Genomic DNA, 18,145 nt, shown 5'->3' on the forward strand with positions numbered 1-18,145 from the left:
TATGTATGTAGCAGTCCTGCGTGGAATTGGGTACTGGGTACTAGGTATTGGGTACTGGGTACTAGGTACTGGGAAAAATTCTTCCCCAATCCCCAATCTCCAATTCCCAATCCGTTTTACTGTAATTTATGCCATTTCTCCACAAGCTGGCTACACACGATATCTTCGTCTGTTTTGTTTTAAAACTTAAACAAAATCTCTAGGATTACTATTTGATTTTTTGAAATACATGTAAGTAAGGTAATGCCCACCAAAACCTGGATGTGGTGGGCATTGCCCTACCTACTTAGATCTATTCAAAAATAAAATACATGTTTACAAGTTATCAATTTAACATTTTCCTCAGTGTAATTAGTTAAAGATACAAATAATTTTTAACTATAAATTTAAAATTTTCATAATACATTTTTATTCTTTTTATCGGAATAATAAACTTTTTTTAATTTATTTTTTGGAATAAAGATTCAATAAAGGAGCAGAAAACCCGCAAAAAACATCATACAATTAAAAATTAATAACCTCTTTAGATTTAACCGCAAATTCTAATAGGTGAGAATAGTTATGAGCGTATTTATTGGTAATAAAAATGAACATTTTTCTGCAGAATACAATTATCTAATCTTTTCTTCTTTAACACGTATGTATGTTTAAAAGTATGTACATAATCCCCATTTTATCGCTAAATATGAGGTAAATAATGACAAACTAAAGTTAACAAGTATAGTGTCGCAAACTGAGCGATCAAAAACATTCCAAGTACAAATGTAATTAATCACTTTTGGACAACATTCCAAGTAAACCTTTAATTTTTAAACTGGAAACAAAGTTTTAGCTTTGTTGTCAAGAGAAGTAAAATGACAACGACTAAACCCAAATTTGATTAATTTTAGTCGAAATTGCAGTATATTCTTTTATATCTGTCCAAAGCTTTAGCTGTCTCTGTACAGCGAAGAATATCTCGTCTCTTGATTCAAGTTATGACAATAGCATTCCGGGTTTCTCAGATGAGCAAGCTATGGTAATTTAAACAAAACTCTAGACTCAGAGTTAGTACAGCTTCGGTAATTGGTGTACATGTAAGTGTGATGAGCAAGAAATATACAGGTATTGGTTTTAACCTAATTAGCTTTGCTAGTATGCAGTTTCATCTCAATGACTATAGATGGCTTGAAGTATTTTCATTTTCGTAAGGAAATATCACTGCTATGCAAGGAGATTTATTTCTTTTATGTATTGAAATATACATTTATTTACTCGGAGTGTTCGGTAAGAGATGCTATGTACAAAGTTAGGAACTATGTTTGTTTAACAGGAGGATGATTTATACATTTCTTAGAGATATGTAGAATTAACCGGGTTGACAAGCAAGTTCTATATGCAACGAGTGTGCGCTATTGATACTGTCACAACTGTAACTAGGAGGTTTTTCTATTTTATTGAGATATGAAGAATAATGTTATGAAACAGCAACTGTTTTTGTGCAAAAAATTGCTTGTTTTTTCTGAAAAACTCTGATATGAAACTTTTCATCTTTAGTTCGATTTGTAAATGATGTTACTACACAGCAATCAACATAATAAAATGACAAATAAAAAGTGGGCTGTAAAACGAATAACTGTTAACTTAGCTGCACAAGAAGCAGAAAAACTAGAGAAATACTGTCAGCAGACAGGTAGACCTGCAACTGATGTCATTCGAGAACTGATTCGCGGGCTATCTGTCTCTGAGGACACCAAAAACTCAGCAGGGTAGACAAATAAATGCGCAAATTCCGACCCCAACACAGTTACAATCTGTAAAGGAACAAAAAAGGAAAGACGGAATGCGCGTTGCAATTGTGGGTGCGGGACTAGCTGGGCTAGCAACTGCTGTAGATCTGGCTGATGCTGGCTGTGAAGTCCAGATTTTTGAGTCCCGTCCATTTGTAGGTGGTAAAGTTGGCAGCTGGGTTGACAGTGACGGCAACCATATTGAAATGGGGCTGCACGTATTCTTTGGGTGCTACTACAATCTTTTTGACTTGATGACAAAGATGGGAGCGGTAGAAAACTTTCTCCCCAAAGAACACATCCACACCTTTATCAACAAAGGAGGACGCACGGGTGCGCTGGATTTTCGCTTTTTCACAGGCGCTCCTTTTCATGGGTTAAAGGCGTTCTTCACTACTTCCCAACTTTCGGTGCAGGATAAATTGCAAAACGCGATCGCTCTGGGTACTAGCCCAATAGTACGGGGTTTGGTAGATTTTGACGGGGCAATGAAAACTATCCGCAATTTGGATAAAGTTAGCTTTGCTGACTGGTTTCGCAGTCATGGCGGTAGTCAGGGTAGTATAGACCGCATGTGGAACCCGATCGCCTATGCTCTGGGTTTTATTGATTGTGAGCATATTTCAGCCCGTTGCATGTTGACAATATTTCAATTCTTTGCTGTCAGAACGGAAGCGTCGGTACTACGAATGCTGGAGGGTTCTCCCTATGAATACCTGCACAAGCCAATTTTAAACTATCTAGAAGCTAGGGGAACAAAAGTTTACACTCGGTGCAGGGTAAGAGAAGTACAGTTTAGTTCCTCTGGTGAAGAAACTCGCGTCACTGGCATTGTCGTGGCAAATGGTGATACAGAAGAAGTTGTTACGGCTGATGCTTATGTCGCTGCTTGTGATGTACCGGGAATTCAGCGTTTGCTACCACAAGAGTGGCGCAAATGGTCAGAGTTTGATAATATTTACAAGTTGGATGCGGTGCCAGTGGCAACGGTGCAGCTACGTTTTGATGGTTGGGTGACGGAGTTGCAAGATGCAGAAAAACGTAAACAGTTGAATCATGCGGCAGGAATTGATAATTTGCTTTATACTGCAGATGCTGACTTTTCTTGTTTCGCTGATTTGGCTTTGACTAGTCCGGCTGATTATTATCGCGAAGGACAAGGATCTTTGTTGCAGGTGGTGCTAACTCCGGGAGATCCTTTTATTAAAGAGAGTAATGAGGCGATCGCTCACCATGTGCTCAAACAAGTGCATGAGTTGTTTCCCTCGTCAAGGGATTTGAATATGACTTGGTTTAGTGTGGTGAAGTTGGCTCAGTCTCTGTATCGCGAAGCGCCTGGTATGGATGTTTATCGTCCAAATCAGAAAACGCCTGTTCCTAATTTCTTTGTAGCGGGGAGTTATACTCAGCAGGATTATATTGATAGTATGGAGGGGGCGGTGATTTCAGGTAGGCGTGCTGCTCAGGTGATTTTGGAGAATGTGAAGAAATAGGGAACCGCCAAGGCGCCAAGGACGCCAAGGAAGAAGAGATATGGCAGATTGGCTAGAGCATAGTGTGCAGGTTGAGGTGGAGGCTCCGATTGAGTTGGTATGGAGTCTCTGGGCTGATTTGGAGCAAATGCCCCGTTGGATGAAGTGGATTGATTCGGTGAAGATTCCTCCAGATAATCCGGATTTGTCTTTGTGGACTTTGAATACTGGTGGGTTACAGTTTAATTGGAAGTCTCGGATTGTTAAGGTTGTACCTGAGCAGATTATTCAATGGGAGTCCATTGATGGTTTGCCGAATCGTGGTGCTATTCGGTTTTATGACCGTCATGGTAGTAGTATTGTGAAGTTGACTTTTGCCTACGCGATTCCTGGTATTCTGGGTAGGATTATGGATAATTTGTTTTTGGGACGAGCGGTGGAGTCTACTGTTAAAGCTGATTTGGAAAGGTTTCGGGAATACGCTCTTCAGGTTAAGTCATCTTAATGTTTATTGTCCGTTGATTTTTTATACTTCTCATCTATTAGGTGGTGGGCAACTCTCGAATGAGTTGTCGAATCACTTCAGTTGCTGCTTTGTTCGTGCGGTGGCAATACTTTTCTAGCTTCTTGGCTTCTTCTAATTCTAGGTCTACTGTGATTTGCTTGACCGTCAATTTTTTACTCATGCTGAACATCGAATCGGATTACAAAAACTTATTGAATACAAATGAAAGCACAATTTCTTCAGAAACTGGGCAATACAAGTTTTTCTTTGCCTAGAATGTCAATTTTGAACCGTTTTTACCAGTGAAAATAGAGATTTTGAGCTTTAACTTAAGCTTTTATTGTCATTGATCTGCGCCTATTGAAGTGAAGTTGTCGAGAGTCTGTATTTTTAAAAATTCTTAATATACTACATCAGCAAATATGATGTTATTGCTTAACTAAATAGTGATATAGTCATATCAGATTTGCCGTAAACGGTAAATAACAACCGTTGAACAAGTCGCTTGAGAACTAGGCTGTCTTTCAAAGTTTGTGCATTTACAATTTGCCTACTATGGACGCCAAATTTCAGGATATGAAAGCAACGGCTGAACAGTTGAACTCGTCTGAACAGCCATCCGATAGTCATCAATCTGTGCCTGTTTTGAGAGCAGAGATTGATATTGAATGGGCGCGTGTTGCGCCTGACAAAGTGGTGGTGGCGACAGGCGATCGCGCTTGGCTGCATCGTCCCGGTTCTGAGGAAACAGATGCTGCCTTCGCTCAACCAATGGTCGGCGCAGGCAGCATAGCAACAACTCGAAAGCTGTTGGATGGAGCTATAGCAGCTGCTAAGAGTGCTGTATCCTCCTGCTTTAGACCACTAGCCTTTACCAACGCACGATGGGTATGGCAACTAGTAGGTGCCTACCATTTGACTCACTCCTATCCCCCACTGATAGAGGAAGCCGCTCGGCGGTTTGAAAAGATGGGTCGTCAAGATTTATCGCAGTGGGCAGCGCAGAAAGCTAGAGAGGAACGAGGGCACGATCAACTTGCCCTGCTCGACATCAAGTCGATGGGATACAAAGCTGAAGCTGTAGTGGAAGCACTCACTATTCCTCCTAAAGCAGTGGCTATTGTAAATTACTTGACTCAGAGTGTACATGCGATCGATCCAATCGGTTGCGTTGGCTATTCCTATGTCATGGAACGTATAGCCACAGGTATTAAAGAAAAACACATCCAGTCGCTTGAGGCTTTGCTGCCACCAGGCATTCGTGCCACCCGCTGTCTGCGCACACATAGTAGTGTTGGCGCTGATGTGGAGCATCTGGAAGGAACATTTCAGATGATTACAGGGCTTGTTCCTGAGGAGCGCACCCGCGTAGCTACTACCAGTTACGAAACTGCATTGCTGTACTTCAACTCAGATGAAGATTACATTTCAGAGGAGGAACTGCAACGTGTATTAAAACCTCTAGAGTCACGTACATATCTACAAGCAAGAGTTGACATTCCCTCGCTCACGCGATAATCGAAGATTTCCATGTTCATTTGCTCTCACTAATTCCACTGAGGATACTAACAATGTTGCGCAAATTGCATCCTTATATTGCATTTACTTTGTTGGCAAATGCTACCTTGATTGGTGGATTATTGACACCAGCACATGCTAAATCAGCGGAGACTATTGAATCTAGAAATTTTGTAGAGAAGCTAGCTCTGAATCCATCACAGGAAACTTGTGCAACTCGCACCTTGCGCCAAGGTAATAGTGCAGAAATTTACTCGACTCAGTCTAATCAAGGCGAAGTGATTCCATCTGCGTTTACCTCTAATACTTCGGGTTTAATGACAACCACAAAAACCACAGGTATCGGGCAGCAAAATTTTGTTCAACTCCTGGAAACCTATCTCAATGTTTCAAATGGTAGTGAGCTTGATTTAGACAGTGTTTTGGCTAATGAATTTGAGCAAGAAGGAATTCTCCTAGCAAAGTGCTGCGCCTTTTAGAGCAAGTATTGCTTATACCAAAGCTAACAATTGATAAGCCTGACTATCTCACTCTGTAAAATAGAAATCTCCAAAAAACAATCTTTGTAGAGACGCGCTATGGCGCGTCTCTACATTATTTTTTCAATCAACTGCTCCTAGTGCTTTTAGTGTAGTAATAGTTGCTGGAGATAAATTTGTAACTCCCCTAATGTTCATGCGCTCATAAGGTTTCTCTGCTTTCAGCGTTTTTAAGCAATTACCTGTTGTTATATCCCATAACCTAATTGTCTCATCTTCACCACTGCTAGCCAGAGTTCGACTATCAGGATTAAAAGCGATTGAGCAAACCCTGCTTGTATGTCCTTGCAAGGTTCTTTTGCATTGACCCGTACTGACATCCCATAACTGAACTGTGAAATCTTGGCTGCAACCTGCTAGTGTCCGGTTATCTGGACTAAAAGCAACTAACTGTAACCAAACTGTACTTACCTGCAAAACTTTAAGACATTCATTTGTGTAAACACTCCACAATCTAATTGTCCCATCGGGACTAGTACTTGCCAGTAGCTTGCCATCCGGACTAAAGGCAACTGACCACACCCAAGCCGTATGCCCTTCTAATGTTCTTTTACACTCACCAGTACTGACATCCCATAACTTTACCGTCTGGTCATGACTACCACTAGCTAAGAAATCGCCCTGTGGACTAAAGCCAACAGACCAAACCGCTGCACGATGTCCCTGGAGAATTCTCAACATTTGACCAGTATTAACATCCCACAACCTCACCGTTTGATCTTCACTGCTGCTTGCCAGTTTTTGACCGTCAGGACTGAAGGTAACTGACCAAACTAGAGCGCGATGTTTCTGAAAAGTTTTGAGGCATTGCCCCGTGCTGACATCCCACAACCTCACCGTTTGATCTTCACTGCCACTTGCCAGTGTATTACCTTGTGGACTAAAAGCAACTGACCAAACCGCTGCACGATGCCCCTGGAGAGTTCTCAAGATTTGACCTGTGGTGACATTCCACAACCTCACCGAAGAATCGTGACTACCACTTGCCAGCGTCTGCCCATCCGGACTAAAGGCAACTGAGAGTATCTGATCGGTATACCCTTGGAACGTTCTGAGGCACTTACCATCCGAGACACTCCATAATTTTGCCGTCTGATCGAAACTACCACTAGCCAGGAGATCGCCCTGTGGACTAAAGGCGACCGAATATACCCAACTTGAATGTTGCTGAAAGGTTCTTTTGCATTCACCAGTACTAATATCCCACAACTTCACCGTCTGGTCATGACTACCACTTGCCAAGAGATCGCCCTGTGGAGAAAAAGCAACTGAATATATTTCATTGGAATGTTCTTGCAAGGTTTTGAGGCACTCACCAGTACTGAGATTCCACAACTTCATAGTTTGGTCTTCACTGCTACTCGCCAGCATTTGTCCATTTGGACTGACAGTAATTGCTCTTACCCCATCACGGTGTCCTAGTAAAGTTTTGAGGCATTCACCTGTGTTTATATCCCATAATTTCACCGTCTGGTCATCACTACCACTTACCAACATCTGCCCATCCGGACTAAAAGCAACCGAGTGTACCCAACTTGTGTGTCCGTGGAACGTTCTTTTGCATTCACCAGTGCTGACACTCCATAACTTTACAGTCTGGTCATCACTGCCACTCACTAGGGTACTACCATCTGGACTAAAAGCGACTGACCAGACCTCTTTATCATGTTCTTGCAAGGTTTGCAAGCATTGACCTGTATCAACTTCCCACAGCTTCAGAGTGTTATCACTACTACTGCTGGCAAAAACTCTACCATCTTGACTAAAGGCAAGTGATACAACCCAGCTAGTATGCCCTTTCAAGGTAAGGACATGCCTGCCATCCGCAACTTGCCGCAAGTGAATCTCACCATTGGTATCACCGAAAGCCAAGAGTTTGCCATCAGGGCTAAAGGCTACTGACAAAACACCACCAAAGGTATCAGCAAACACAGACTTAGCGAACTGGGCATGAGCAAAATTGACCCCTTGCAACTGCACACACTTGAGATCGGCTTGCCAAACTGTTAAATTTGAAAAGTCATAGCCTCTCAAATTAGTTTTCAGTTGAGAGAATAAATTAATAATGTTCCCAGTAGTGTACCCGGGTTCCAAGGGTGATGCCTTCCGCAACTTTGCTAGAATCTGATTTAACCGCTCTTCAATACCTCGCTTACTTTTGAATGCTATGAGTAGTTCATCTAGAACTGGCTGGAGAATCAGCCGAACTTGTGTTTCTTTGATGTAGTCTTTAGCTGTCGCCTTCATCAGAGCATGGCTCCTAAAAAGCTCAATATTCTGAGTGGCAATCTCTTCACAAACTTGCTCTACCAATCTATTAGTCACATACTCCATAACTACAGATTGTAGCGTGAATGATGCATTTTTCTCCACTAGCGATCGCCTGACCAGAGATTCTATTGCCTCCAGTGTTTTTTGTGGTAATATTGGTGATATAATATCATCTTTCAACTCTGATAGCGATATTGGCTCACAATTAATTGCCAGCCAGTACATAATGTGCTTTTCTAAATCTGATAAGCGTTCAAACTGCTGGTCTAAAAGGTCACGAATATCTCCAAAAACAGTTGTATTTTGTTGCAAAAATTCACACACATTACCATCAAATACATCTTGAATGGTCGTAGCAACTATCTTCAAGGCTAATGGATTGCCTGCATAGCGCTCGACTAGTGTTCTCAATTCGTCGTCTGCTGCAGATAGCCCTTTGACTTTAAAGATTTCCTGCCCTTCCACCAGCTTCAAACCACTTAGTTGTAGTGAGCGAATTGGTAGTGCTTCTCCCTCCTGTGATGCCACTTGTTTAAGTTTTTCTCGACTAGTTAGCACCAAGCAGCTTTGGTGAGTTTCTTCTCCTACCCTTCTGAGAAGCTCACCGTACCCCTCATAACCTTCTCGATAAAGTCCTGCTCGACTACCACTGCGCAAAATTGACTCGGCATTATCAAGTATTACCAGACAGCGTTGATTTCGTAAATAATAGAGTAGTCGCGATATCCTATCACTTAAGTTTTCTGGTAAGTTGACTTCTGTTTCCTGCTCGTTAGATAAAACTTGGATTAAGTTAGCTAGGATAGTTTTAACGGGCGGTGCTTCTCGAAGCGATCGCCAGATCACATACTCAAAATTTTCTTGAATCTGTTGCGCAAGCTTGAAAGATAGAGCCGTCTTACCAATGCCGCCCATGCCCAATACTGCCACCAATCGGCAGCGATCGTCAACAATCCATTGCTCTAACTCGCTAAGTTCTTCTTTCCTGCCATAAAAAACTGATGTACAGAGAGCTTCTCCCCAATCTATCCTAGTATTTGAGCTTAAATAGTCACTTTTGTCTATTTTTAGGTCAAAAATTTCAAATAGTTTCTCTAGAGTTTGTTTATCAACTCCTCCTTCCCGATTCAGTACTTTCGAGATGGTACTGGAATATAACCCAGACAGGGCGCTCATTTCTTCGAGAGTGTACCTGTTGCCAAAATTTTCCTGTGCTTCTAACTGACGCTTCGATTCTTGGAGTTTTTGCAAGCCCTTAGTAGTGAGTGTAACACCACGCTTACGTCTCCAGTTCTGTATGCCCATGTATTAAAGTAGTAATAATAACTTAAATTTTTTAAGTTTTCCATCAATATTTCTTTTATCTTACGCCTCAATATCCCGTTCTTCCCTGTTTTATTAATGACATCGATTATATATTTGATAAATATATAAGAAAGCCACTGCCGCAGCAGTGACAAAAATAGCCATTCAACACTATTATCCACGTAGTTGATTGTCAGTCTGCTGCCTTTTTGCTAGATAGCTAAAAATATTTCTAGCACGTCTAAAAATATGTCAAACTGATTGCCAAGTGTGTCAAGGTGTTGTCACGTGTTCTACTGGCTCTAATTATTCTGGCGATTTGCGGCAAAATGTTAAGAAATCTAAAGCTAGAATTAGCCCAGGGAGATAATTAAAAGAGGTCAAATTTGACCTTTTGGCAGAAATGCAAGATAGAGTTTATGTATGAGTCACGACAAGGTAGGCAGTCACCATCTTTAATTACTTCACTTGAGTTCTTTTCTCAATATGCCAGTATTGGGGCTATCTTGATTGGGATAGCTGTGATACTAGGATGGATTTTTGACGTTCAGCTCCTCAAGAGCGTCTTACCAGGATTGGTAGCAATGAAAGCCAACACAGCCACGGGTTTAATCTTAGCAGGAGCTTCAGTGTGGTTGTGGCATCGGCGATCGCCACCAATTACCCAGTATACAGCTCAAGTCTGTGCTGTGATTGTCCTGCTTATTGGTCTGTTGACTCTAATTGAGTATGGCTTTAATGTAGACTTGCATATCGATCAACTCTTGTTCAAAGCTCCACTTGACCCAATTAACGATGCTGCTCCTGGTAGAATGGCAGTCCATACTGCATTTAACTTTCTCTTACTTGGCTCTGCCTTACTACTATTCAACATCCCTCATCCTAACTGGTTCGCAGCTCAAGTTTTGGCGTTAATGGTATTTCAAATTGCTTTTCTTGGTATATTAGGCTATTTCTATGGTAATGCCTACTTTTACAGATTTGGCTCAATTACATCTATTGCCATACACACTGCTGTGGCATTTATCCTTTTAAGCTGTGGCATTTTGTTTGCTAATCCCACTCAAGGAGTTGTCGCTGTAGTTGTCAGCCTTAATGTGGGTGGATTAATTGCTCAACGCCTGTTGCCTACAGCAATTGTAGTTCCGCCGTTAGTGTGTTGGTTAGGTTTGTTCGGATACCGAAAGCAAATTTATACAGCAGAGTTAGGAATTTCGCTGCTGGGGATTTTAAATGTTATAATATTTTCCATTTTAATTTGGTGGAATGCTCTTTTCCTGAACCGAGTCGATTACAGACGTCATCAAGCAGAAACAGCACTAAAACAAGCGAAAGAAGAGCTAGAACAAAAAGTTGAAGAGCGCACAATTGAGTTAAGACAAGCCAACGAGCAACTACAAACAGAAATTGCTAGCATTGCTAGAAGATTATGGTGAGCAACTAGATTCTCTTGGGCAAGATTACGCTCGTTACATCAGTGATGCTGCTTTACAAATGGATACTTTAATCTCCGACTTATTGGGCTATAGTCGTCTGAGCCGTAGAGACATTAATCTTCAACCCACAGACTTGACAATTGTCGTTCAAGATGCATTAAACCAACTTGGTGCGTTACAAGAGGGAGCGGAAGTACTCGTTGAATCCCCCCTTCCTCATGTCATCGCTCATGGCACAAAGCTGGTGCAAGTAGTGACCAATTATATTAACAAACGCGATAAAATTTGTAGAGCCTGGTGTTCAACCAAAGGTGCGGGTGTGGACTCAGGAGCGACAGAATTGGATACGCCTGTGGGTAGCAGATAATGGAATTGGTATTGCACCTGAGTACCAAGAACGAATTTGAGGATAACTCCCGCGATGTGATTTTGATGCAAAGAGCTTTCCGCAAGGCGGCAATTACTAAACCGCTTCAGGTTGTGAATGACGGAGAAGCAGCAGTACTATATTTATCAGGACAAGAACCTTACAGCGATCGCAATCAATTTCCTTTGCCCGTACTAGTTCTATTAGACTTGAAGCTACCTCGTAAATCTGGTGCTGAAGTGCTATTGTGGCTACGACAACAACCAGAACTTAAGCGTATGCCTGTTGTGGTACTGACTTCTTCTAAAGAGTATGCTGATATTAATAAAGTTTACGATCTTGGTGCTAATGCCTATATGGTTAAACCTGTAGCTTTTGACGATCTAGTAGAAATTGTCAAAACCCTCAATATGCACTGGATCATGTTAAATCAGAAGCCACAATGACAGCTTATGCTACAATTGAAGACCAGAGAAAAGCTTTTTTAGCAGGTTTTCAATCTCATATCTCTAAGCCAATTGAACCAACAGAAGTTGTAGCGGCGATCGCTAATCTAGCGCAAAAAGTCAACGTTAGGCCATCATGTTCGTAGAGACGCTCCGGCGGAGCGTCTCTACAGATATTTATGAAAAATTATTAACTATTCACTTCCAATAAACGCGAATTTTGTAGCCTATCTAACCACTTCTTGATAAAGATTCGGTTAGCATTTCTCTCATCTACATCTTGAGTATCCAACGGATGTGGTAATAGTCCCAAAATCGCTGCACTTGTTACACAGAACATTGATTTTTGGAAACTAATACAAATCTGTACTCGTAAATCATCTTCTCCACGAAGACTGCGACGATAAACTTCGTGTAAGTAATCGGGTAGGTAGTGACGCATATCCTGCATTAACAAGGTGGGAGGAATACCAGCACCACCAATTGGTAGAGGATCGGCATATAAAGCGCCATACTGAAATCGACTTTGATCCGGGGGAATTTGATAAGCTTGAGCATTATATGAAACAGTCCCTTGGAAAGGTGTTCCTCTGAAGAATATTGCTTCTACATAAGGTATTGCTGTATCCGCAAGGAAGGTTAAACCAGCTTGGGAGGGAATAATTTCATACACTTTATCATGAATTTTTACTGAGTAGGTAATTGGGTTATTGGCATTTGCGACTAAACCTGCTTTAATATGGTCTACAACCTGGGGAATAGTTTTGATCTTACCGTGATCGTAGAGATCTGATAAACTGAGAAAAATATCAGCCATTACATGCCAAAATTGTCCCAATCCACTGTAATAGGCAGAGACACGCAACTGTTCAATTAAGAAGTTAGGAAACAGTTGGTTAAGTCCGAGAATAAAGGGATTGTTTTTAAATTTTGCGGCTATAACAGCTTTTGCTCTCTCGATAAATTCTGGAGAATCTAAATATTCATCTAACCCACCACCTCCATGCCAAAGCATCCCTTTCATGCAATACTCGGCATATTCAAAATTTATTCTTTCATGCCACCAGTGACGGAATAATTTTTGGAAACTAAATTCACCGTTAAAGTATTTGAAAAACGGGAAAAATACTAAAAATTGCTCTTTGGCAATGTAAGTAAGATTTTTCCAGTAAGCATCTAAAACTACGCCGTAGCTTTTGAGAATGCCTACTACTTCTAGCACGTTTTCTGGAGTATCGGGAAGTAATGCCCCTCCTGATTCTAAACGCTCTATGTACTCTATTAATGGATAATTAACGAGTTTTTGTTGTAAATTTACCATTGACAGTCTTCCTTTGCAACTAGTTTTCTGTAACTTATTGGTTTTGTGTCGCAGTGGCGATCGCTTCTACCTTTATCATTGCAGTAGTAGTTGGTTCGCTCCAGTGTGTTAACCAATTAGGTTGGACACCATAAATAACAATTAGCACAGCTAAAACTACCGCTGGCGCACGCTCTGCCCAAGACACGCATGGTAAGTTAACAACTTGTGGAGACAAGCGCCCAAAAAAGGCATTGTTGGTGAGAATTAAGAAATAAACAGCGGTTAAGCCTGTACCGATAATACATAACAGAGTTTGGACTGGGAAAACTGCAAAACTACCGCGAAAAACCACGAATTCTGCAATAAAGCCTACCATTCCTGGTATACCAGCACTCGCCATCACGCCCAAAACCATTAAGCTACCAATTACAGGCATACCTCGTTCTGGATTGAGTAGTCCCCGAATGGTATCTAAATCACGGCTCTTGGCTTTTTGATATACAATGCCTACTAATAGGAACAACAGTGCGGAAATTAAGCCGTGGCTAATCATTTGCATAACTGTTCCTAACAAGCTCAGTGGTGTAGCAGCAGCGGCGGCTAAAAGTACGTAGCCCATATGTCCGATGGAACTGTATGCTACCATTTTTTTCATGTCTTTTTGGGCGATCGCACAAGATGCCCCATACAGCACACTGACTACTGCCCAGACTGCTAAAGCAGGAGCTACATAACTCCAAGCTTCTGGCAACAAGCTCATGCCAAATCGAAGTAAACCGTAAGTTCCTAACTTCAAAAGCACCCCAGCTAACATGACTGAAATTGGTGTAGAAGCCTCGACGTGAGCATCAGGTAACCAGGTGTGGAATGGTACTAGAGGTATTTTGATGCCAAAACCAATTAAAATTCCTGACAGGAGCAGAATTTGAGTTGCTAAGGATAGAGATGTGGTGTCTAAGGTTGTTAAAGCAAAACTAGGGGATTTACTCAGCCAAACTAAGCCCAGAAAACTCGCTAAAATGAGAATTCCCGATACAGCGGTATAAATGAGAAATTTTGTGGCTGCGTAACCCCGCTTTGCACCGCCCCAAATGGCGATTAGTAAATACAGCGGTATTAATTCTAACTCATAGAACAGGAAAAATAGAAGTAAATCTTGGGCGACAAAAGCGCCTGTAACTCCTGCATTTAACAGCAGTAGTAAAGAGTAATAAAATCGCGAGCGCTCTATAGTTACATTACTACTGTAGATGGCAATACAAGTTAATAGACCATTTAACAGCAGCAAAGGCAAAGACAAACCATCTATTCCTAGATTGTAGTTTAATCCCAATGCATCTACCCAAGGAATGAATTCAGTAAACTGTTGACCAACTTTGTTGGGGTTAAACTGAATTGCTAATACTATTGTCCAAAAGAAAGAGACACAGGCGATAACTAAAGCTACTAAACGGGATTTTGCGGAGCTGCCACTGTCAAAGAGAGTGACTAACAGCGCTCCTAATACTGGAATCAAAATTAAAGCAGTAAGCATAATTATGAGGTAAGGGTATGGGGGAGCCATTGCCGCTGCGAGTTTCGCCCGTGGAGGCAACTGGCGTGAGGGCAAAAATAGTTATGGTTTGGCGATCATCATACCCCAATGTCCCATAATTAATGACCAACTAATCATAAAACCCAGTACAATAGTGCCGACCACGATGGTTAAAATGTATCCTTGAGAACGCCCGGAAATGCTATATCTTAAACTTTGTCCACTTAAGATAGCAGCAAACCCAACTAAATTCACAAAACCATCTACGAGGAAGCGATCGCTCCATGCCGAAATCTTAGATAACAAAGCTACTGCACCAACTAATGTCAATCGATAAACGCGGTCTATGTAAAAATCATAACCTAATAAATCTTGCACAAATCTCCATACCAGAATTCTCGATCTTGACCAAGCCTTGTGCAAATAGATTGTCGAGCCGATGATTACTCCTAATATACTTGAGGAAACCAGCAAAGATGTATCGTACCAATTTATACTTTCCCAATCAGGAAGTAAATACCATTGCTGTAACATGAGGGGCAATAACAAAGTTAGCACCGTCAAAAATACCATTGGCACAGCCATTTGCCAACCAACTTCTGGTGTACGGCGAGTTTTTGGTTGCGGTTCACCCCAGAATACCAATCGGAATACCCGTGTTAAATTCAACGCCGTTAAGCCATTGACTAACACCAAAACTCCTATCACCCAAGGGCTAATCAAAACCAAACCGTCAGCCCAACCTAACATAGCCCAAAAGCTTCCTAACGGCAGTAGCGTTACCATTCCCGCCGCACCAACAACAAAAGCAGTAGTCGTTGCTGGCATCCGTGACCACAAACCACCCATTTCTGTTAAATCTTGAGTAGTAGTAGTAGAAATCACTGAACCACAACTCATAAATAACAATGCCTTAGCGATCGCATGAGTCAACAACAACATTAGGGCTACTCCCCCTTGCTGCATACCCACTGCCAAAAACACTAATCCCATATACGCACTAGTAGAATGAGATAGCGTGCGTTTGATGTCGATTTGGGCAATTGATACTAACGACGCGCCTACCGCTGTTACCGCACCTATGACGATCAAAGCATTTAAAGCTACTGGTGACAGTGCTAAAATTGGCTGAAGTTTAAACAGTGTAAAAGCACCACCAGCTACTACCATTGAATTTCGCATTACCGAAGCTGGATTAGGACCTTCCATTGCTTCATCTAACCATAAATGCAGCGGAAACTGGGCGCATTTACCTGAAGGTCCGGCAATTAAGGCAAAACCTAGTAAAGTAGAGGTGACAGGATTTAATTGTGCAGTTTGCGCCCACTCATATAAGTCAGAAAAGTTTAAACTGCCTGCTAGGTTAGAAAGTGTCACTACCCCCATCAACAGTAACAAGTCACCTACTCGCTTGGTTAAAAATGCATCTCGCGCCGCCGTTACTACCAAAGGCTGGGCGTACCAAAATCCTACGAGCAAGTAGGTGGAAAGAGTCAGCATTTCCAACAGGGCATAACTGAGAAACAAAGAGTCACTGATGGCTAAGCCACTAATAGCTGCTTCAAAAAATCCCATCAGCGCAAAAAAACGCGCCAATGCCCAGTCTTTTTCCATGTAACCTAAGGCATAAGTTTGTGCCAACAAACTTAAACCGATAATCAAAACTGTTGCCCCTACAGTAACAGGTGAAATTTCTAAGGCAAAAGATAAATTTAAATCTGCTGCTTGGAACCAGTTAACCACTAGGTACTCTGGTTCACGATTCCAAATGTCTTGAAGAACAAACACGCTATGGACAAAAGCCAACACAGTCGTCAACAAGTTGAGGTAAGAAGCAGGTCTTGGTCCTGTACGTCGAATTAATCCTATTGCCCACGGTAGAGTGAGAATAGCCCCTATTAAACCATATAGAGGTATACACCAACTTGTTGAAAATAGCAATTGATTCATTTATGTTTCCTTGAGTTTTTGACTTTAAATTATTTTTCCTTAAAGATTTGTCTATCTTCATTGTGGCAAACAATGTAAATTGCATTCTAGATTATTTAGGCATTTTTTTGCTGCATAACTTAGAAAAATCTATAAATTTATTCACAGATATCTCTCCCATGTTTACTAATACTAAAACATCTGTTTATATTTATTATAATTAAAATTTATATATTTCTCAAGCACTTTTTTACATAAATAGCAAAAAGCAGGGATATACTGCAACAACACTCTTCGAGTTTTTCGTCATTCCTCTAAAGACTGAATTTCCACCTGTATGAACTTGATTTAGCTGTTAATATAAAAAAATTATAAAACACGAAGTGACTGCTATAGAAAGCAGTGAACTTTGATTGAGCAGTCGTGAGTATTAAATTTAGTTAAGTTTTCTAAAACTATTTTATCATAAACTATTATAGTGATTTATATTGCCAAGGGCGCAAAGCTTTTTTATGCTTAATTTGGTAATGCTTAGATAGCTCAAGATGAGCATCTTCGTCAAAATTTTACGTAACAGTACTGGGAGGAAGTTCTGCGATGCCTATTGCAGTGGGAATGATTGAAACTAAAGGTTTTCCAGCAATTGTGGAAGCGGCTGATGCGATGGTGAAAGCTGCACGCGTCACATTGGTAGGATATGAAAAAATTGGCAGCGCACGAGTAACTGTGATTGTCCGAGGTGATGTTTCTGAGGTACAAGCTTCAGTAGCAGCTGGTATAGAAGCAGCGAGAAGAGTTAATGGTGGTGAGGTAGTATCCACTCATATAATTGCTCGTCCCCATGAGAACTTGGAATACGTCCTGCCAATTCGCTACACCGAAGCTGTAGAACAGTTCCGTACCTAAAAGATTTTGGTGGGATGATAGTTAACAGTTGACAGTTAACCCTCAACTGTCAGCAGTTAGCATCCTAGTTAAAATTCTCTTTGTTTAGCTTCGTTTTGTGTTGATTTAGTTGGAATCATAATCAGGAATCAAAAGTTATGTCAATTGCAGTGGGAATGGTAGAAACGCTGGGCTTTCCAGCAGTTGTAGAAGCGGCTGATGCGATGGTGAAAGCTGCCCGTGTCACATTGGTAGGGTATGAAAAAATTGGTAGTGGTCGTGTTACTGTAATTGTCCGAGGAGATGTTTCTGAGGTGCAAGCCTCGGTAGCAGCTGGAGTTGAATCTGTCAAGCGAGTTAATGGCGGACAAGTACTCTCTACTCACATCATTGCTCGTCCCCATGAAAACCTCGAATACGTTCTGCCGATTCGTTACACTGAAGACGTAGAGCAATTCCGTGAAAATGTTAACGCTATCCGTCCTTTCGGCAGAAGATCGTAGAGTGTAATGCAAATTGCCAAAGTTCGCGGTACAGTAGTTAGCACTCAAAAAGACCCCAGTCTTAGAGGTGTCAAATTTCTGTTATTACAATTAGTGGATGAAGAAGGACGCATTCTGCCAGAATACGAGGTGGCGGCTGATAGTGTTGGTGCTGGAGTGGATGAGTGGGTACTCTTAAGTCGTGGTAGTGCCGCCCGTCAGGTTCTTGGCAACGAACAGCGTCCTGTAGATGCGGCAGTAGTGGCAATCATTGATACGGTATACGTTGAAGATCGTTTAATCTACGGCAAAAAAGGTCAATAGTTAAGAATGAGCGGAGACAGAAGACAGAAGACAGGAGAGGCTCCTGAGTCCTGAATTCTT

The 18,145-nt window shown here is 41.4% G+C and carries 18 protein-coding genes; 13 read left to right on the top strand and 5 right to left on the bottom strand.

The features are described 5' to 3' along the window. Position 1 precedes the first annotated feature (1 nt). The 4 genes from ICL16_RS26490 to ICL16_RS26505 all read left to right on the top strand — a co-directional run bounded on the left by ICL16_RS26490 (position 2) and on the right by ICL16_RS26505 (position 3,746). On the top strand, positions 2–190 hold the full coding sequence (locus tag ICL16_RS26490; RefSeq protein ID WP_190833996.1) for a hypothetical protein: 189 nt from the start codon (positions 2–4) through the stop codon (positions 188–190). 1,391 nt (positions 191–1,581) lie between these two features. Continuing rightward, positions 1,582–1,752 (top strand): ribbon-helix-helix domain-containing protein, encoded by a 171-nt coding sequence (locus ICL16_RS26495; protein ID WP_190833998.1) that lies wholly within the window; start codon positions 1,582–1,584, stop codon positions 1,750–1,752. 70 nt (positions 1,753–1,822) lie between these two features. Next, on the top strand, positions 1,823–3,262 hold the full coding sequence (gene zds, locus ICL16_RS26500) for a 9,9'-di-cis-zeta-carotene desaturase (protein WP_190834000.1): 1,440 nt from the start codon (positions 1,823–1,825) through the stop codon (positions 3,260–3,262). Between the two features lie 40 nt (positions 3,263–3,302). After that, a complete protein-coding gene (locus ICL16_RS26505; protein WP_190834002.1) occupies positions 3,303–3,746 on the top strand; it encodes an SRPBCC family protein in 444 nt (147 codons plus the stop codon). 37 nt (positions 3,747–3,783) lie between these two features. On the opposite strand, the gene ICL16_RS26510 is transcribed toward ICL16_RS26505, so the two are convergent. After that, complete coding sequence (locus tag ICL16_RS26510; RefSeq protein ID WP_190834004.1) at positions 3,784–3,927, bottom strand: ribbon-helix-helix domain-containing protein; 144 nt, start codon at positions 3,925–3,927, stop codon at positions 3,784–3,786. Between the two features lie 374 nt (positions 3,928–4,301). On the opposite strand from ICL16_RS26510, the gene ICL16_RS26515 reads away from it, so the two are divergent. After that, on the top strand, positions 4,302–5,264 hold the full coding sequence (locus ICL16_RS26515) for a hypothetical protein (RefSeq protein ID WP_420485305.1): 963 nt from the start codon (positions 4,302–4,304) through the stop codon (positions 5,262–5,264). A 53-nt stretch (positions 5,265–5,317) separates the two neighbouring features. Next, entirely contained in the window at positions 5,318–5,743 is a 426-nt protein-coding gene (locus ICL16_RS26520; protein ID WP_190834007.1) for a hypothetical protein, read from the top strand. A 123-nt stretch (positions 5,744–5,866) separates the two neighbouring features. On the opposite strand, the gene ICL16_RS26525 is transcribed toward ICL16_RS26520, so the two are convergent. Further along, positions 5,867–9,379 carry a WD40 domain-containing protein gene (locus tag ICL16_RS26525; RefSeq protein ID WP_190834009.1) on the bottom strand — a complete coding sequence of 1,171 codons (3,513 nt, stop codon included), beginning with the start codon at positions 9,377–9,379 and terminating at the stop codon, positions 5,867–5,869. 419 nt (positions 9,380–9,798) lie between these two features. Here ICL16_RS26525 and ICL16_RS26530 point away from each other — a divergent pair, with 419 nt between their 5' ends. From ICL16_RS26530 to ICL16_RS26545, 4 genes are all read left to right on the top strand, one after another. Beyond that, on the top strand, positions 9,799–10,815 hold the full coding sequence (locus tag ICL16_RS26530) for a hypothetical protein (RefSeq protein ID WP_190834012.1): 1,017 nt from the start codon (positions 9,799–9,801) through the stop codon (positions 10,813–10,815). A 317-nt stretch (positions 10,816–11,132) separates the two neighbouring features. Continuing rightward, on the top strand, positions 11,133–11,222 hold the full coding sequence (locus ICL16_RS47390; RefSeq protein WP_337907127.1) for a hypothetical protein: 90 nt from the start codon (positions 11,133–11,135) through the stop codon (positions 11,220–11,222). Continuing rightward, entirely contained in the window at positions 11,182–11,628 is a 447-nt protein-coding gene (locus ICL16_RS26540; protein ID WP_190834017.1) for a response regulator, read from the top strand. Before ICL16_RS47390 ends, ICL16_RS26540 begins: the two co-directional genes overlap by 41 nt. Next, positions 11,625–11,774 (top strand): response regulator, encoded by a 150-nt coding sequence (locus ICL16_RS26545; protein WP_190834020.1) that lies wholly within the window; start codon positions 11,625–11,627, stop codon positions 11,772–11,774. Before ICL16_RS26540 ends, ICL16_RS26545 begins: the two co-directional genes overlap by 4 nt. Positions 11,775–11,818: 44 nt before the next feature. On the opposite strand, the gene ICL16_RS26550 is transcribed toward ICL16_RS26545, so the two are convergent. The 3 genes from ICL16_RS26550 to ICL16_RS26560 all read right to left on the bottom strand — a co-directional run bounded on the left by ICL16_RS26550 (position 11,819) and on the right by ICL16_RS26560 (position 16,415). Beyond that, entirely contained in the window at positions 11,819–12,949 is a 1,131-nt protein-coding gene (locus ICL16_RS26550) for a CO2 hydration protein (RefSeq protein ID WP_190834022.1), read from the bottom strand. Positions 12,950–12,983: 34 nt separating this feature from the next. Then, complete coding sequence (locus ICL16_RS26555) at positions 12,984–14,465, bottom strand: NADH-quinone oxidoreductase subunit M (protein ID WP_190834109.1); 1,482 nt, start codon at positions 14,463–14,465, stop codon at positions 12,984–12,986. A gap of 81 nt (positions 14,466–14,546) precedes the next feature. Continuing rightward, positions 14,547–16,415: an NAD(P)H-quinone oxidoreductase subunit F gene (locus tag ICL16_RS26560; protein ID WP_190834025.1), complete on the bottom strand. Its 1,869-nt coding sequence runs from the start codon at positions 16,413–16,415 to the stop codon at positions 14,547–14,549. Between the two features lie 576 nt (positions 16,416–16,991). Here ICL16_RS26560 and ICL16_RS26565 point away from each other — a divergent pair. From ICL16_RS26565 to ICL16_RS26575, 3 genes are all read left to right on the top strand, one after another. Next, positions 16,992–17,300 (top strand): carbon dioxide-concentrating mechanism protein CcmK, encoded by a 309-nt coding sequence (locus ICL16_RS26565; RefSeq protein ID WP_190834027.1) that lies wholly within the window; start codon positions 16,992–16,994, stop codon positions 17,298–17,300. Between the two features lie 137 nt (positions 17,301–17,437). Beyond that, on the top strand, positions 17,438–17,782 hold the full coding sequence (locus ICL16_RS26570) for a carbon dioxide-concentrating mechanism protein CcmK (protein ID WP_190834029.1): 345 nt from the start codon (positions 17,438–17,440) through the stop codon (positions 17,780–17,782). Positions 17,783–17,788: 6 nt separating this feature from the next. Then, complete coding sequence (locus ICL16_RS26575) at positions 17,789–18,085, top strand: beta-carboxysome shell vertex protein CcmL (RefSeq protein WP_190834032.1); 297 nt, start codon at positions 17,789–17,791, stop codon at positions 18,083–18,085. The last annotated feature ends 60 nt before the right edge of the window (positions 18,086–18,145 follow it).

Origin of the sequence: Iningainema tapete BLCC-T55, assembly GCF_014698965.1 — a bacterium.
Lineage (GTDB): Bacteria > Cyanobacteriota > Cyanobacteriia > Cyanobacteriales > Nostocaceae > Iningainema > Iningainema tapete.

What these genes read in the sequence shown, in the direction of transcription:
- ICL16_RS26490 (WP_190833996.1), top strand. Translation starts at nt 2, where the DNA reads ATGTATGTAGCAGTCCTGCGTGGAATTGGGTACTGGGTACTAGGTATT.
- ICL16_RS26495 (WP_190833998.1), top strand. Translation starts at nt 1,582, where the DNA reads ATGACAAATAAAAAGTGGGCTGTAAAACGAATAACTGTTAACTTAGCT.
- zds (WP_190834000.1), top strand. Translation starts at nt 1,823, where the DNA reads ATGCGCGTTGCAATTGTGGGTGCGGGACTAGCTGGGCTAGCAACTGCT.
- ICL16_RS26505 (WP_190834002.1), top strand. Translation starts at nt 3,303, where the DNA reads ATGGCAGATTGGCTAGAGCATAGTGTGCAGGTTGAGGTGGAGGCTCCG.
- ICL16_RS26510 (WP_190834004.1), bottom strand. Translation starts at nt 3,927, where the DNA reads ATGAGTAAAAAATTGACGGTCAAGCAAATCACAGTAGACCTAGAATTA.
- ICL16_RS26515 (WP_420485305.1), top strand. Translation starts at nt 4,302, where the DNA reads ATGGACGCCAAATTTCAGGATATGAAAGCAACGGCTGAACAGTTGAAC.
- ICL16_RS26520 (WP_190834007.1), top strand. Translation starts at nt 5,318, where the DNA reads ATGTTGCGCAAATTGCATCCTTATATTGCATTTACTTTGTTGGCAAAT.
- ICL16_RS26525 (WP_190834009.1), bottom strand. Translation starts at nt 9,379, where the DNA reads ATGGGCATACAGAACTGGAGACGTAAGCGTGGTGTTACACTCACTACT.
- ICL16_RS26530 (WP_190834012.1), top strand. Translation starts at nt 9,799, where the DNA reads ATGTATGAGTCACGACAAGGTAGGCAGTCACCATCTTTAATTACTTCA.
- ICL16_RS26540 (WP_190834017.1), top strand. Translation starts at nt 11,182, where the DNA reads ATGGAATTGGTATTGCACCTGAGTACCAAGAACGAATTTGAGGATAAC.
- ICL16_RS26545 (WP_190834020.1), top strand. Translation starts at nt 11,625, where the DNA reads ATGACAGCTTATGCTACAATTGAAGACCAGAGAAAAGCTTTTTTAGCA.
- ICL16_RS26550 (WP_190834022.1), bottom strand. Translation starts at nt 12,949, where the DNA reads ATGGTAAATTTACAACAAAAACTCGTTAATTATCCATTAATAGAGTAC.
- ICL16_RS26555 (WP_190834109.1), bottom strand. Translation starts at nt 14,465, where the DNA reads ATGCTTACTGCTTTAATTTTGATTCCAGTATTAGGAGCGCTGTTAGTC.
- ICL16_RS26560 (WP_190834025.1), bottom strand. Translation starts at nt 16,415, where the DNA reads ATGAATCAATTGCTATTTTCAACAAGTTGGTGTATACCTCTATATGGT.
- ICL16_RS26565 (WP_190834027.1), top strand. Translation starts at nt 16,992, where the DNA reads ATGCCTATTGCAGTGGGAATGATTGAAACTAAAGGTTTTCCAGCAATT.
- ICL16_RS26570 (WP_190834029.1), top strand. Translation starts at nt 17,438, where the DNA reads ATGTCAATTGCAGTGGGAATGGTAGAAACGCTGGGCTTTCCAGCAGTT.
- ICL16_RS26575 (WP_190834032.1), top strand. Translation starts at nt 17,789, where the DNA reads ATGCAAATTGCCAAAGTTCGCGGTACAGTAGTTAGCACTCAAAAAGAC.